This window comes from Streptomyces sp. SA15 (genome assembly GCF_002291145.1).
In the GTDB taxonomy this organism is placed as follows: Bacteria; Actinomycetota; Actinomycetes; order Streptomycetales; family Streptomycetaceae; genus Streptomyces.
The window spans coordinates 131,130-146,073 of sequence record NZ_NTGE01000197.1; the positions used below are offsets into that span (position 1 = coordinate 131,130).

Sequence of the window (14,944 nt, forward strand, 5' to 3'; positions counted from 1 at the left end):
TCAGGGTTTCCGATCCCTCGCGGCGAGGACGGCGTCGCTCCGATGGTGGACGCGGTGAGACGGCTCGGGGGTCAGGGACCGGCCGGCGATCAAACCGGAGCCGCGGGGCTCGGCAGGCCGTCCCCGCCCTGGGAAACGCCCGGTTCCCAGCCTGCCGGCCGCAGAATTCCCAGCAGCTGCCGGACCAGTTCGTCGACGACCTCGTCCAGCGTCGCGTCCACCCACCCGGCGTTCCAGTCGTGCAGCAGGCCGTTGACACTGCCGATGAACGCCGCGGCGGCGATCCGGTAGTCGCGCGGCACCGCCTCCCCGCGCGCCACGGCCGCCTCCGCCTCGGCGCACACCAGGTTCACCCAGCGGGAGCGGCGGGCCAGCCGCTGCTCCTCCAGGCGTGGGCTGACGCCGATGATCTCGACGAAGGTGATGCGCACGCGGCGCGGATCGCCGGAGACGTTCGCGGCGTAGGCGCGGAAGAGCGCGGCGACGCGTTCGGCGAGGGGCAGGTGCTCCGCGCCGGCCACGGCGGCCAGGACCGCCTCCTCTGCCCAGGCGTTGACCTGGAGGTGCAGGGCGGCCAGCACGTCCTCGAGGGTGCGGAACTCCTCGTAGAACTGACGGGTCGACAGGCCCGCGGCCTCGCTGAGCGCGGCAACGGTGGTGGCACGGTAGCCCGGGGTGTCCCCGAACAGTTGGAGCGCCGCGTCGAGGAAACGGCGGCGCCGCTCCGCCTGCCGTTCCTCGGCCGACTTTCCGCCGTACCGGCCGGTCGGCGCCTTGAGTCTGCCCGTCACCGATTCTCCCAACTTCCGCTCCACCGTACGACGATCCGCCCCGCGCCAATTTTGTCGTGTACGCAGTCTTGTGGAGAAGGCCGACCCTTCCTTACTTTGCAGTAAGTTGACTCTGAATCCAAGCGTGTTCAGATTCGCCGCTTTGTTTTGGCATGTCCTACTCACGAACCCCACCCGCAGAGGAGAGAGCAGTCATGCCTGCTTTCCGCCCCAGGCACCTGTGCTCGGTAGCCGCCGCCCTCGTCCTGACCGCCTCCGTCCCCGCGACCGCCGCCACCGCGGCCCAGGACTCCTCGGCCGCTCTGCGCGAGGTGATGTTCGTGGGCAACAACTGGGACGGCACCGCCGACGTCATCAAGTCCACCGGGGACTTCGCGAAGATCGGCCGTATCAATGTGATCCCCGACAAGGACCAGCGGATGGCGGAGATCAACGCCGATCCGATCCGGTGGATCGCCTTCATGACCATCCGCAACACCGTCGGCGAGGGTCACGACCAGTTCGTCGACGACATGTACTCCACGCCGGACGGCAAGTCGGTCGTCGTCTCGCGGCCGAGCTTCGCCGACGTCGTCTCGATCGACCTCGCCACCGGGAACATCAACTGGCGTTTCCCGGTGTCGGGTTACCGATCGGACCACATGGCGGTCTCCCCCGACGGCAAGCGGGTCGCGGTGTCGGCGTCGACCGGGAACACCGTGCACGTGCTGGACATCGTCACCGGAAAGCAGCTCGGCTCGTTCCCCACGGGCGACAAGCCGCACGAGAACATCTTCACCAAGGACGGCAAGTACATCTGGAACATGGCCATCGGCGACGTGAACACCGCGACGGACGCGCCGTGGCTGGACTGGACGAAGGGCAACCGGCGCATCACCGTCGTCGACGCGACCACGTACCAGCAGGTCAAGGTCATCGACATGCGGGAGCGGCTGGACGCGATCGGCCTCAAGGACTACTCCGACGCGGTCCGGCCCGCGGTCTTCTCGCCCGACGAGTCCAAGCTGTACTTCCAGGTGTCGTTCTTCAACGGCTTCTTCGAGTACGACATCGCCACCGACAAGATCACCCGAACGAAGACACTGCCGAAGAACCCGGCGACCAGCGACGACCGCACCACGTTCGTCAACGACTCGCGCCATCACGGCATTTCGATGAGCCCGGACGGCTCCAAGCTGTGCGTCGCGGGCACGATGGACGACTACGCGGCCGTCGTCGACCGCGCCACCCTCCAGGAGGGCCCGCTCGTCACCGCCTCCAAGCCCTACTGGGCCACCGTCAGCGGTGACGGCAAGAGCTGTGTCGTCTCCGAGAGCGGCACCGACCAGGTCACGGCGATCGACTTCGCCACCGGCCGCAAGACGGTGTCCGTACCGGTGGGCGACCATCCGCAGCGCGTACGGCTCGGTAACGTCGCCGCGAACTGGTCGGGCCCGGCTTCCTGACGCTCAGCCCGTCAGCCCTTCCACAGGTCAGGCCGTCAGCCGCTCGACGGCCTTGACCGCCTGGCCCGCTCCGTCCTCGGTCGCCATGTGCCGCGCGGCGATCGAGGCGGCGCGGGCACAGGCCTGCTGCCGCACGACCTAGGAGAGGGTCAAGCGGGTTCACTTGACGCGCTGAGCCGCCCACGCCGACAGCTCGGAGCGGGCCGCGTTGAGCAGGTCCGCCGAGGGCGCTGTCGCCCCGTTGGTGACCAGCGCGTAGTGCAGGACACCGTTGTCGGGCGCGGTGAGCAGGAGGCGGCGGCTGCCCGTGCCGCCCGGCTCGCGGGCGGCCGCGATCGGGGTGGTGCGGGTGTACGCCGGAGGGCCGTAGGACGTGCCCAGGTCGGAGACCACCGTGGTCGTCGCGGTCGGGAAGGATGCCGGGAGGTGCAGTTCGGTGGGCGCCGAGGTGCCGTCGGAGCGCCACAGCATGAGCCCGTACTGCCCCGAGCCCACCAGCCGGGCGACGTTCGGGAGCGAGCTCGGGACGGGGTTCCAGGTCAGGGTCGTGGAGCCGTCACGGGAGCGGTCCTCGTAGGTGAAGGCGACGGTCGTGCCGGCCGTGGCGCTCGGGTAGAGGCGGTCGAGGAGCCGGGCGTCCTGACGCAGCGTCGCCTTTCCCGAGTCGTCGAGGCGTACGGCCGACAGGTCCTCGTCGTTCCAGGCGTCGCCGGAGGTGAGCACCTTGTCGGGGTTGCCGTTCATCAGCTCGTGGTGGCGTCCGTTGTAGATGTCCCACTGCCACTGCGTACCGGACAGCACCGATCCGGAGCCGGCGGGATCCGACCACCAACGGGAGCCCGGCAGGCGGGAGTCGAGCGCCTGGTACATCCCCTTGAGGACCGTCGGGGCCTTGTCGGAGACGGTGCCTGCCAGGGGGTGGCCGAACTCGCTGATGATGCCGGCGGTGTCGGTGGCCTCCGCGCGGTCGCGAACCGTCCCGAAGTCGGCCGAGTACTGGCCGTCCGCGGCCTTGCCCGGCATGAAGACGCCAGAGATGGCCTTCTGGTCGTAGAAGTGGGTGTTGAAGACGTAGTCCGGGCCGAGGGTGCCGGCGTCCAGCAGTCCGCCCTCCTGCTTCTGGAAGCCGATGTTGGCGTTCCAGAACAGGTTCGGCTCCACGAAGGCGGGCTTGTCCTGCCAGCCGGCCGCGTCCATGCGGGAGCGGAACTTCTCGTAGAACGGCCACAGCACGTCCTGCTCCCAGGCGCGGCTGGTCTGGCCCGAGTCGTACACGCCTGCGTGCGGCTCGTTGTACGGGTCGAAGCCGACGACGCCCGCGAACTGGGCGGCGCTGACGTGCTGTTTGACGTAGGCCATCGTCTTCTGGGCGGTGGTGAGGAAGGCGTCCTGGAGACCGTACGCGTTGTGCCAGAAGTCGTACGACGCCCGCTTCACGGCCTCGTTCTGGGTGATGTTCTGTCCCCAGAACAGGCAGATCCCGCAGCTTTCGTCCGGGTAGTTCCCGGCGTCCACCGCCCACTTGGGGGCGCCGTCACCCGTGTACCAGCTGTCCGGGTCGAACAGGTGCCGGGAGTAGAGGTCCTGGTGGAAGTCGGGGTAGACGCGGATGCCGGCGTCGAGGAAGGCGCGCATCTGGTCGGTGGCGGCGGCCAGGTAGGCCGTGTCCACCTGGCCGCGCACGGGCTCGGCGTACGCCCAGGAGAGCAGGAAGCGGACCGAGTTGCCGCCGCCGAGGGCTCTGAGCGCGGTCGCCGACTTCTTGGCGTCGGCGACCGAGGCGAAGGGCAGGCCGTTGTTCTCGGCCAGCTTGGTCTCGCCGGAGACGTTGTAGCCGCGCAGCACGACCTCGCGGCCGAGGCCGTCGGTGAATCCGCCGTCCCGCGCGGTGACGGGGGTGTCGTCGAACCAGAGGGAGTCGGGCAGGGCTTCGGCGGTGGCGGGTCTGATGCCCCCCGCCGTCAGGAATCCGGAGAGGACAACCAGAACAACGAGCAGACGCGCGCGTATATTCGGCATGTCCACTACAGTCCGGTGATTTCAGGACACCGTCAACAGTGCTGACTCCGGAGTAAGTTCACGCAAGTTCACTCTCGGCCACCACGGAGGGCTCAACCACCGACACGGCGCGTCACGTTCAGCAGGTATTCCTTCCGGTCCAGCGGGTTGTGATCCGTGCGCGGACGCCTGGGCACTGCGCCCTGCGTGACGGGCGCGTAGTGGTCGAAGGCGCTCTCCCACTCGCCCTCGCCCCGGGTGAGCCCCGGCAATCGCTGCTCCAGTGCGTGTACCCGATCGGCCGGAATCACACCCTCCAGTACGCAGGAGTCGCCGCGCGTCTCGGTCGTCCGCGGCACGGCACGCAGTGCGGCCAGCACCGGCAGCAGGCCACCCAGCGTGTCCGCCGGGGCCTCGGAGCGGAAGCGGTGCATCGGCTCGTACACCACGGTGCCCGCCCGCCGCAGCGCCTCGATCAGGACCAGCGGGGTCAGCCCCCGGAAGTCGGCGCCGGTGCTGGACATGCTCTTGTCGAAGCCCTGGTGGGCGTGGCTCTGCCGGGGCGAGTAGCCGCAGTGGGTCATGGTCACCGTGCAGTCGGTGACCTGCCAGCCGTGCAGGCCCTGTCCGAGGGTGTCCCGCACGGTGTCCTCGACGGCCTTGAAGAAGGCGTACGGCATGGAGCCCAGCTCCACCTCCAGCCGGAAGTCCACCCCGGAGCCGGCCAGGGCGGGGGCGACGCGCAGGCCGACGGTCGCGAGGAAGGGGTTGGCGTCCTTCTTGTTGAACTCGACCGCCTCGCCCGTCCCCGCCGGCCGCTCGACGCACAGCGGCGTTGTCTCCCGGAAGGTGACGTCGAGCCCGAAGTCGTCGGCGAGAGTGGCCTGGATGACCTCCTTCTGCACCTCCCCGTACAGGGACACGGACGTCTCGTGCCGCACCTCGTCGTGCCGCAGGTCGATCAGCGGATCCTGTTCGGCCAGGCGGGTGAGGGCGAGATGGAGGGTCCTGCTGTCGGTGCCCGGCCCCGGGACGACGACCGTTTCCAGGGTCGGCGGGGCGAAGAAACGGCCGTACGCCTTGCGGGGTTCGCCGAGGGCGTCGCCGATCCGGATGTCGACGAGGCCCCACAGCCGGGCGATCCGCCCCGCCGGGACCGCGTCGCACCGGACGTCCGTGCCGTGGTCGAAGACGCCGATCGCGGTGATCCGGCCCTCCTCGCGGGCGTCGCCGAAGGGGACGCGGTCGCGGGTGCGCAGGGTGCCGGAGAACATCCGCGCGTAGGCGATCTTCTCCCCCGCCGGGCCCCGCTCGACCTTGAAGACGGTGCCGGAGACCGGGCCGTCGGGGTCGCCGTCGGCGGCGGGCAGCAGAGCTTTGATGCCGGTGATCAGCTCGTTCACCCCGGCGCCCGTGACGGCGGAGCCGAAGTACACCGGGTGGACCAGCGCCTGCCGGGTCTGTGCGGCGAGGGCCGTGTGCAGCCGGTCTTCGGAGACGGTGCCCTCGACGTAGGCGGACAGCAGGTCGTCGTCCTGGTCTGCGAGCACGTCGAGTGCGGCCGGGCCGAGGCCGGGGGTAAAGCGGGCGTCGCGCGTGCCGAGTCCGTCGGCCGATCCCATCGGTACGACGGACGGCGTGAGCCGTTCGGAGAGCGCCCGCAGCACGCCTTCGTACCGCGCACCCCGTCGGTCGATCTTGTTGACGAAGACGAGCGTGGGGATGCGCAGCCGTTGCAGGGTCCGCATCAGCACGCGCGTCTGTGCCTGGACGCCTTCGACGGCGGATACGACGAGCACCGCGCCGTCCAGGACGCCGAGCACCCGCTCCACCTCGGCGATGAAGTCCGGGTGGCCGGGGGTGTCGATGAGGTTGACGGTGACGTCGCCGAGCGCGAAGGAGACGACGGCGGACTTGATGGTGATCCCGCGCTGCCGCTCCAGCGCGAGGGAGTCGGTCTGCGTGCTGCCGGCGTCGACGCTGCCGATCTCGTCGATCACGCCGGCCGTGTGCAGCAGCCGCTCGGTCAGGCTGGTCTTACCCGCGTCGACGTGCGCGAGGATGCCGAGGTTGAGCAAGTGCACCAAGTGTCATGTCCTTTGAAATGGGGGTCATTCCTTCCTGGGCGGACATGAACGGTGCTCGCATTGCTGCTCCTCGGATGTTTCGACGACTCGTCCGTGCAGTGCAGCAGACGGGCGAGCGCGGCGGCAACGGATTAACGCTGGGAGTGTGACGGTCCGGATGCGACGCTTTCACCGGCCGATGGACCGGAGAGGAGCCGATGGTGCGTGACATCCTTCGGTGCTCGGCCGCTGGTACGCGGACCGGGAACCCTTCGGGCTCGCCACGGTCGTCGCGGTCAGCCGCAGTGCCCCGCGCGACCCGGGCGCGGCCATGGCCGTGGGGCCGGGCGACGAGGTCGTGGGCAGCGTGTCCGGCGGCTGTGTGGAGGGGGCGGTCTTCGAGCTGGCCCCCGCCTGGAAACACGCCCTTAAGGCAGTGGGCGGCGTGCATGGCGTCGCTGGGCAGGCGGGAATGTGACGACAGGACCTGGCGTGCGACCTGGTCCGCCCAGCGGGCGTAGCGCGGCAGCCGGACGGTGAGGTCGGGGCCGAGCCGGAAGGTGGCGTGGTCCATGCCGGAATGCGGGACCGGGGTGAGGGGAAGGTCCGCCCACCGCGGGAACTGGGCGGCGAGCAGCCTGCGTACGAGCGGGGAGTCGATCAGCACGTGCCCCGGTTCAGCCGGGCAACAGGCTGTGCCTCCACCGAATTTGGCGCGGGGCCGGCCTCCGACGATCGCCGGGCGCCGCCTTCACGTGTGGCCGCTGCTGCCCGCGAAGAGGACGGATTCGAGTTCGGCGTCGAGGGACGGGCGGACGTCGGTGCCGAGGGCCCCGTTGGTGGCCTCGTCCGCCACCTCGATGACGCAGCGGACCTCGTGGATGGCCTTGGGGTATGAGGTGCCGGCCCGCTCGGCGACCCGGGTGAAGAAGTCCGCCGGGGTCATCCGCTCACCGGTGAAGGGCTCGCCGGGCGCATGCGCCACGCGGCGCAGATGCTCACCGATCTCGTGCGGAAGCTGAGCCGCGGCCTTCTCGGCCACCGTGGACGGCACGCGTTCCCCCAGCGTCTCCAGACTGGCCCTGGTCACCCGTTCGGCGGACCCTCGGCTCTCCAGCCGGGCTCGGGCCTGCACTTGGCCGATGAACGCGTCGTGCTGCATGACTCACACCACCTCATGGTCGCTTCGGCTTCGGTGGCGACGCGGTTGGTCGTCGGGCGTCCCGGGTGCCCGGGTCGTTGCGCCCGAAACCGGCCGTCAGCGCGGCGGCAGCCGGTGCAGCGTCACGTCCGTGATCCGGCCGTCGGCCGCGGTCGCCGTCATGTACGTGCAGTGGGGCTGGCGGCGCCGGTCGGTCGGGGAGCCGGGGTTGAGCAGGCGCAGGCCGGTGGGGGCGGTGGTGTCCCAGGGGATGTGGCTGTGTCCGAAGACCAGCACGTCGGTGTCCGGGAAGCGGGCGGCACAGCGGGCCTCGCGGCCCTGCGCGGGGCCCGTCTCGTGGACGACCGCGAAGCGCAGGCCGGCCAGTTCGACGTACGCCACCTCGGGTAGCCGTGCGCGCAGCTCCGGCCCGTCGTTGTTGCCGTACACGCCGACGAGCCGGCGGCAGCGGTTCTCCAGCAGGTCGAGGGTGGCCGTGTCGACCCAGTCCCCGGCGTGGAACACGACGTCCGCGCGCGGGACCTCGGCGAGCAGCCGCGCGGGCAGTTCCCTGGCCCGCTTGGGGAGATGGGTGTCGGACATCAGGAGCAGGCGCACGAGGTCAGCCTAGGCCGATCGGCTCCCGGTGGACGGGCAAGGCTGCCACGCGACTTGGGGGAGCGGCAGCCCGGTGGTGGACTTCATGGGCGGTGGCGTTAGCATCTGCCCACGCGCAACCAGCCGCTCCGCCCACGGCAAGCGACTTGAGGGGGGCCCGCAGCCCGATGCCGGTCAAGGTCAGCGTCATCGTTCCCGTCTACAACCCGGGGACCTACATCGAGGACTGCATCGCCTCGTTGCTGAGGCAGTCGCTGCCTCCCGACGAGTACGAAGTGATCTTCGTCGACGACGGTTCCACCGACGGCACGCCCGCGCGTCTCGACGCGCTCGCGGCCGAGGAGGACCGGGTGACGGTCGTCCACCAGGAGAACTCCGGGTGGTCGGGCAAGCCCCGCAACGTCGGGATCGCCGCCGCCAAGGGCGAGTACGTCATGTTCGTCGACAACGACGACTACCTCGGCGACGAGGCCCTGGAGCGGATGTACGACTACGGGGTGGCCAACGGCGCCGACGTGGTGATCGGCAAGATGGCCGGCCGCGGCCGGCCCGTGCCGGTGGAGCTGTTCCGCCGCAACCATCCGCGGGCCACCGTCGAGAACACCCCGCTGATCGACAGCCTCACCCCGCACAAGATGTTCCGCCGGGCCTTCCTCGACGACATCGGCCTGAGGTTTCCGGAGGGCAGGCGGCGCCTGGAGGATCACGTCTTCGTCACCGAGGCGTTCCTGCGCGCGGACAACGTCTCGGTCCTCAGCGACTACGTCTGCTACTACCACGTCAGGCGGGACGACGCCTCCAACGCGGGCTTCCAGCGCTTCGACCCGGTCGGGTACTTCAAGAACCTCCGCGAGGCCCTCGATGTCGTGGAGCAGTACACCGAGCCGGGACCGGTGCGCGACAAGCTCCACCGGCGCTGGCTGCGCAACGAGATGGTCGAGCGCATGCGCGGCAAGCGCCTGCTCGCGCTGCCCGCGGACTACCGCAAGGAGCTGTTCGACGAGATCCACGGGGTCGTCGTCGAGCGCTTCGGGCCCGGTGTGGCGGCCGGGCTCCAGCCCACACAGCGGATCGTGGCCGCGCTGATCGGTGCCGACCGGTTCGACGACCTCGTGGCGTTCGCCGATTGGGAGGCGTCGATCGCCCCCAAGGCCGAGCCCGGAAGCATCCGCTGGGAGGACGGCTCCCTGCGGATCGACCTCGCCGCCGAGTACACGAGCGGCGGCCGGCCGATGACGTACCCGGCCCGCCCCACCGGCACCCGGCTGGACGGCCCGCCCAAGGACGTCACCGAGGCGGTCGCCTGGGTGGAGGCCGACAGCGTCGCCCGCTTCGGCACGGCCACGGCCGACTTGCTGCTGCGGGAGCGCTCCAGCGCCGCGCAGTACTTCCAGCCCGTGGAGTTCACCCGCGAGATCGTTCCGGCGGAGGAGGGCGAGCGCGTCCGGCTGGTGCTGCGCGCCACGGCCACCATCGATCCCGCCACCGCCGCCGGCGGCACCCCGCCGGGTGCCGGGCTGTGGGACGCCTTCGTCCGCGTCAAGCTGGGCGGCTGGACCAAGGAGTGCCGCCTCGGCCCGGTCCCCCGCAAGGACCGGACGGCCGGGTCCGCCGGACTGGTCGGCGGCCGTGTGGTGCTGCCGTACTGGACCGAGAAGCAGGCAAGCCTCGCCCTGGACATCGACCGGGCGAGCAAGCGCCTGGGCCTGGGCCGCCTCACACCCGAGGAGGTCACCATCACCGGCGACCGCCTGAGCGTGCCCCTGACGCTGCACGTCCCCGGCGACACGGAGGTGCGGCTGCGGTTCAGCGGCGGCAACACCTCCTTCGACGTTCCCGGCACGCTGTCCCCGTCCACTGACGGCTCCGGGGCCACGCTGGCGGCCGTGCTGCCCGTAGGGCGGCTGAAGGGCGCCGCCTGGCGGGTCGCGCTGTGTCCGGCGCCGGATGCCGACGAGCCGCGCTTCCTCGCGCTGCCGTTCGCCCTGCGCGGCGGGATGGGCGGCGTGCAGGTGGTGCGCAGGCCGCGCCCCGGCGTCGCACTGCGGCTGGCCCGCAAGGCGCGGCGTGTGCTCGGCAGGATCCGGGGGAAGGCGGTGTCCCGGATCAAGGCATGGAGGCGATAGAAGATGCGTTCCTTGGGAATCGAGGGGGCCTGGGTGCTGGAGCCCAAGGTCTTCCCCGACGAGCGGGGCACCTTCCACGAGTGGTACCGCGGGGAGGAGTTCCGCGAGGCCACCGGCTACGACCTGTCCCTCGCGCAGGCCAACTGCTCGGTCTCCCGCCGGGGCGTCCTGCGCGGGGTGCACTTCTCCGACGTGCCGCCCGGCCAGGCCAAGTACGTCACCTGTGCGCGCGGCGCCGTGCTCGACGTGGTGGTCGACCTGCGCGTGGGATCGCCCACGTTCGGGCAGTGGGAGGCGGTGCGGCTGGACGACGACAGCCGGCACGCCGTGTTCCTCGCGGAGGGGCTCGGACACGCCTTCATGGCGCTCACCGACGACGCGACCGTGGTGTACCTCTGCTCGACGGGCTACGCGCCGGACCGCGAGCACGGCGTGCACCCGCTGGACGCGGACCTCGGCATCGAGTGGCCCGAGGGCGTCCCGCCGCTGCTGTCCCCGAAGGACGAGCAGGCGCCGTCGCTGGCGGAGGCGGAGCGGTCGGGTCTGCTGCCGTCGTACGCCGTCTGCTCCGCCTACTACGAGGGCCTGCGCGGCGGGAACGCCGGAGCCTGACCCGGTACGACGGAACCCCGGCCGCTCTCACAGCGGCCGGGGTTCCGTGCGTGGGGCTTGCTCAGCTGGTGACGGAGATCTTCTCCAGCGCGGTGCGCAGCGGCTCCAGGCCGCGGGAGCGCGGCACGCCGAGGTTGCGGGCCTTCACCATGGCGCGCCAGAACGGCGCCTCCACCAGCGTCTCGGGCTGCACCGCCCGCACCCGTTCCAGGATCGCCTCGGGGACCTTCTGCGGGTCCGGCACGTTGTACTCGGCCATGATCTCGTCGTACTTGTCGTGCAGCACGGTGTTGCCGGGGTCGGCACCGAAGACGACGAGTTGTCCGGTGGGCTGGGTGTCGACCTGGACGGTGACCAGGTCGGGACGGTACCGGTTGAGGATCTCCTGGACCTTGTAGACGTCACCGGTCCAGGCGCCGGTGTGCCGGTCGCGGGCCGCCTCGTCGATGTTGCGCGGCAGCATGTCGTCGAGGACGATCACGCTCGACCAGTCGGAGTGCTTCTCCACGTTCATGAAGTCGCGCAGCGCGTACTCGAACAGGTGCATACCGTCGATGAACGCCAGGTCGAGGGTCGTACGCCGCCAGTACCCGATCGGGCTGCGGCCCCGGCGCAAATTGCGCACCGGGTGACGGCCGCCCTTCAAATGGGCCAGCGGATTGTCGCGGGCGAAGAAGTCGTCACTGGTGGCCTTCACCAGGTGGACGTCGCACTTGATTTCCGTGACCACCTTGAAGGCGGGGTCGATGGCGATACTGGGGACACGGGACAGCGTCAGGCTCCGGCCGTCGTTGACACCGATCTCCAGGTAGTTGCGGTTGGCGCTGACCTTGTGCAGCTCCCGCAGGAACTCATGGCGTTTCACGCAGGGACTCCTTGCGGATCCGGGTAATTGCTTCGTGCAGAGCGGTACGCCAGTCACGCAGCGGCGGCAGGCCGAGCCGCTGCCAGCGGCCGTGCGCGAGGGCGCTGTATGCGGGGCGCGGCGCGGGCCGTGGGAAGGCCGCGCTGCTGACGGGGCGCACCCGGTCCGGGTCGGCCCCGAGGTGCGCGAACACCTCGCGGGCCAGTTCGTACCAGGTGGCCTCGCCGGAACTCGTGGCGTGCAGGACGCCGCTCGCGTCGCGGCCCACCCGGGGGCCGAGGTCCGCGATGCGTTCGGCGACGTCCGCGCTCCAGGTCGGCTGTCCGCGCTGGTCGTCGACGACGTCGACGGTGTCGCGGCGGGCTTCAAGCTCGGTCATCGTACGGACGAAGCTGCGGCCGTGGACTCCATAGAGCCAGGCGGTGCGTACGACGACGCCCGCGCCGGGCAGTTCGCGCAGCACGGCCTGTTCTCCGGCCAGCTTGGTGCGGCCGTAGGCCGTGCGCGGGGCGGGCGGGTGGTCCTCGGGGTAGGGGGTGGTGCGGGTGTCGCCGGGGAAGACGTAGTCGGTGGATATGTGGACCAGTCGCGTACCCCGCCCGGCGGCGGCGCGGGCGAGCAGCCGGGGTCCGTCGCCGTTGATCCGCAGCGCCCGTTCCTCGTCGCTCTCGGCGTCGTCGACGGCCGTGTACGCGGCGCAGTTGACCACGATGTCGGGCCGGTGCTCGGCGAACGCCCCCTCGACGGCGTCGGCGCGGGTGATGTCCAGGGCGGTGCGGTCCAGCCCCGTCACCTCCTCGCCGCGGCGCAGGAGTTCGTCCACCATGTCGTGGCCGAGCATGCCGCCCGCGCCGGTGACCAGCCACCTCATGACAGTCCCTGGGCGCGTCGCTTCAGCGGCTCCCACCAGGCGCGGTTGTCCCGGTACCAGGCGACGGTGTCCGCGAGGCCGGCCGCGAAGTCGTGCCGGGGGCGGTAGCCGAGCTCGGTGCGGGCCTTGGACCAGTCGACGGAGTAGCGCAGGTCGTGGCCCTTGCGGTCGGTGACGTACTCCACGCTGTCCCAGTCGGCGCCGCAGGCCTCGAGCAGCAGGCCGGTCAGCTCCTTGTTGCTCAGTTCGGTGCCGCCGCCGATGTTGTACACCTCGCCGGGACGGCCCTCGGTCCGCACCAGCTCGACGCCCTGGCAGTGGTCCTCGACGTGCAGCCAGTCACGGACGTTGAGGCCCTCGCCGTAGAGGGGGACCTTCTTCCCTTCGAGCAGGTTGGTGACGAACAGCGGGATGACCTTCTCGGGGAACTGGTGCGGCCCGTAGTTGTTGGAGCAACGGGTGACGCGGACGTCCAGGCCGTGGGTGCGGTGGTAGGCGAGGGCCAGCAGGTCGGAGGAGGCCTTGGACGCGGAGTAGGGCGAGTTGGGGCTGAGCGGGTGGGTCTCGGGCCAGGAGCCCTGCTCGATGGAGCCGTAGACCTCGTCGGTGGAGATGTGCACGAAGGTCTCCACGCCCTGGCGCAGGGCCCCCTCCAGCAGGGTCTGCGTGCCCACCACGTTGGTGAGGACGAAATCGTCCGCCCCGCTGATCGAGCGGTCGACGTGCGACTCGGCGGCGAAGTGCACCACTTGGTCGGCGTCGGCCATCAGCTTGTCGACGAGTTCGGCGTCACGGATGTCGCCCTGCACGAACTCCAGCCGGGGATGGTCGAGTTGGAGATTGTCGAGGGTGCCGGCGTAGGTGAGCTTGTCCAGCACCGTGATCCTGGGCGCGTCGGGTTCGTCGGAGGCGAGGAGCCTGCGGACGTATGCGGAGCCGATGAACCCGGCGGCGCCGGTGACGAGGAGGTTCATGAATGGATCTGCACCTTGCTGTGGTCTCCGAGGACGAGGCGGTGGGCGCTGGGCACACTGGGTGCCGGGGTCACCTCGACATGGCGGCCGATCAGTGAGGACTCGATCCTGCCCACCCCGTGGATCGAGGAGTCGCGCAGCACGATGGAGAACTCCAGCTCGCTGTCGGTGATCCGGCAGTCCTCCGCGACGGAGGTGAAGGGGCCGACGTAGGAGTCGCTGACCATGGTTCCGGCGCCGATGACGGCGGGGCCGACGATGCGTGAGTTCACGATGCGCGCCCCTTCCTCCACCACGACCCGGCCGATGGTCTCGGTCGCCTCGTCCACCTCGCCGTCGATACGTCGGTCGAGGCTCTCCAGGACCATCCGGTTCACCTCGAGCATGTCCGAGACGTTCCCGGTGTCCTTCCAGTAGCCCTTGATGATCGTGGAGCGTACGTCGGCGCGGGTGTCGATCAGCTGCTGGATGGCGTGGGTGATCTCCAGCTCGCCGCGCCAGGATGGCTCGATGGAGCGGACCGCCTCGTGGATCAGAGGCGTGAACAGGTACACCCCGACCAGGGCGAGGTCGCTCTTGGGGTGCTCGGGCTTCTCCTCCAGGCCGACGACCTGCCCGTCGGGGTCGAGTTCGGCGACGCCGAAGGAGCGGGGGTCGGGCACGCGGGTGAGCAGGATCTGGGCGTCGGGCCGGTTCCCGCGGAACTCCTCGACGAGGTCGGTGATGCCGCCGACGATGAAGTTGTCGCCCAGGTACATCACGAAGTCGTCGTCGCCGAGATAGTCCCGGGCGATGTGTACCGCGTGGGCGAGTCCCAGAGGGCGTTCCTGTGGGATGTAGGTGATCTTCAGACCGAACTGCGATCCGTCGCCGACCGCCTCCTCGATCTCCGCGGCGGTGTCGCCGACGATCATTCCGACGTCGGTGATACCGGCCGCGGCTATGGATTCCAGGCCGTAGAACAGAACAGCCTTGTTCGCCACGGGAACCAGTTGCTTGGCCGAGGTATGCGTGATCGGCCTCAACCGCGTACCGGCACCGCCGGACAGCACGAGAGCCTTCATCTGCGCCACCATAGTGCGTCACCCAGGGAACGGACCATGGCGGGGGTGTGGCTTCTCGGTTACGGCAGCAGAGGGCTCCAGGTTACGGCGGCAGGGAGTCGTTGGTCACGGGCTCGGGTGGTCAGTCCTCGCCGCGGAAAATGTTCCCCTCGGATTCCGGGCGGGCCGTGCGCGGTGTGCTCCGGTCCTCTACCGCCGGGAGGCAGGTCCACAGGGCGCGTTCGCGCCGTAGGCGGCGGGCCCTGGACCAGCCCGTCTCGGGCCGTCGGACAACGGGTTTGTGCTCACTGGTCTGCGCGGTCACGGCGTTTCATCTTCCTTCTGAGTCCGTCGCCGCCGCCGGCCCTCTTCAGGGCCGGCGGCGCTCCGTCCT

The 14,944-nt window shown here is 70.2% G+C and carries 12 protein-coding genes and 1 pseudogene; 4 read left to right on the forward strand and 9 right to left on the reverse strand.

Features of this window, described 5'->3' with window-relative positions; all coding sequences use genetic code 11:
• Positions 1-89: 89 nt before the first annotated feature.
• Positions 90-791: a TetR/AcrR family transcriptional regulator gene (locus CLM62_RS42510; protein ID WP_095755236.1), complete on the reverse strand. Its 702-nt coding sequence runs from the start codon at positions 789-791 to the stop codon at positions 90-92.
• A gap of 194 nt (positions 792-985) precedes the next feature.
• On the opposite strand from CLM62_RS42510, the gene CLM62_RS42515 reads away from it, so the two are divergent.
• Positions 986-2,236, forward strand: coding sequence for a YncE family protein (locus CLM62_RS42515; protein ID WP_095755237.1), 1,251 nt, complete (start codon positions 986-988; stop codon positions 2,234-2,236).
• Positions 2,237-2,395: 159 nt separating this feature from the next.
• Here CLM62_RS42515 and CLM62_RS42520 read toward each other — a convergent pair whose 3' ends face one another.
• Together CLM62_RS42520 and CLM62_RS42525 are read right to left on the reverse strand one after the other, a co-directional pair.
• Complete coding sequence (locus CLM62_RS42520) at positions 2,396-4,255, reverse strand: cellulase family glycosylhydrolase (RefSeq protein ID WP_095755392.1); 1,860 nt, start codon at positions 4,253-4,255, stop codon at positions 2,396-2,398.
• 92 nt (positions 4,256-4,347) lie between these two features.
• Positions 4,348-6,318, reverse strand: a complete 1,971-nt coding sequence (locus CLM62_RS42525; protein WP_095755238.1) for a translation factor GTPase family protein — start codon at positions 6,316-6,318, stop codon at positions 4,348-4,350.
• 200 nt (positions 6,319-6,518) lie between these two features.
• On the opposite strand from CLM62_RS42525, the pseudogene CLM62_RS42530 reads away from it, so the two are divergent.
• Positions 6,519-6,709, forward strand: a pseudogene (locus CLM62_RS42530) (XdhC family protein); the annotation flags it as partial.
• A gap of 342 nt (positions 6,710-7,051) precedes the next feature.
• On the opposite strand, the gene CLM62_RS42540 reads toward CLM62_RS42530, so the two are convergent.
• Both CLM62_RS42540 and CLM62_RS42545 read right to left on the reverse strand, forming a co-directional pair.
• Positions 7,052-7,462: a DUF2267 domain-containing protein gene (locus tag CLM62_RS42540; protein ID WP_095755239.1), complete on the reverse strand. Its 411-nt coding sequence runs from the start codon at positions 7,460-7,462 to the stop codon at positions 7,052-7,054.
• 96 nt (positions 7,463-7,558) lie between these two features.
• The gene (locus tag CLM62_RS42545) at positions 7,559-8,059 is read right to left on the reverse strand and encodes a metallophosphoesterase (protein WP_095755240.1); all 501 of its coding nucleotides are present in this window, start codon (positions 8,057-8,059) and stop codon (positions 7,559-7,561) included.
• Between the two features lie 167 nt (positions 8,060-8,226).
• Here CLM62_RS42545 and CLM62_RS42550 point away from each other — a divergent pair, with 167 nt between their 5' ends.
• Both CLM62_RS42550 and rfbC read left to right on the forward strand, forming a co-directional pair.
• Positions 8,227-10,185 carry a glycosyltransferase family 2 protein gene (locus CLM62_RS42550; protein WP_095755241.1) on the forward strand — a complete coding sequence of 653 codons (1,959 nt, stop codon included), beginning with the start codon at positions 8,227-8,229 and terminating at the stop codon, positions 10,183-10,185.
• A gap of 3 nt (positions 10,186-10,188) precedes the next feature.
• Positions 10,189-10,797, forward strand: coding sequence for a dTDP-4-dehydrorhamnose 3,5-epimerase (gene rfbC / locus CLM62_RS42555; protein WP_095755242.1), 609 nt, complete (start codon positions 10,189-10,191; stop codon positions 10,795-10,797).
• A 61-nt stretch (positions 10,798-10,858) separates the two neighbouring features.
• Here the strand turns inward: rfbC and CLM62_RS42560 are convergent, their stop codons facing one another.
• From CLM62_RS42560 to CLM62_RS42575, 4 genes are read right to left on the reverse strand one after another with little or no spacing between them, the layout of a single operon-like run.
• Positions 10,859-11,662: a methyltransferase type 11 gene (locus tag CLM62_RS42560; RefSeq protein WP_095755243.1), complete on the reverse strand. Its 804-nt coding sequence runs from the start codon at positions 11,660-11,662 to the stop codon at positions 10,859-10,861.
• Positions 11,649-12,533 carry a dTDP-4-dehydrorhamnose reductase gene (gene rfbD / locus CLM62_RS42565; protein ID WP_095755244.1) on the reverse strand — a complete coding sequence of 295 codons (885 nt, stop codon included), beginning with the start codon at positions 12,531-12,533 and terminating at the stop codon, positions 11,649-11,651. Before rfbD ends, CLM62_RS42560 begins: the two co-directional genes overlap by 14 nt.
• Complete coding sequence (gene rfbB / locus CLM62_RS42570) at positions 12,530-13,507, reverse strand: dTDP-glucose 4,6-dehydratase (protein ID WP_095755245.1); 978 nt, start codon at positions 13,505-13,507, stop codon at positions 12,530-12,532. The genes rfbD and rfbB overlap by 4 nt, the downstream gene beginning before the upstream one ends.
• Positions 13,504-14,571 carry a glucose-1-phosphate thymidylyltransferase gene (locus CLM62_RS42575; RefSeq protein WP_095755393.1) on the reverse strand — a complete coding sequence of 356 codons (1,068 nt, stop codon included), beginning with the start codon at positions 14,569-14,571 and terminating at the stop codon, positions 13,504-13,506. The genes rfbB and CLM62_RS42575 overlap by 4 nt, the downstream gene beginning before the upstream one ends.
• Positions 14,572-14,944 lie beyond the last annotated feature (373 nt).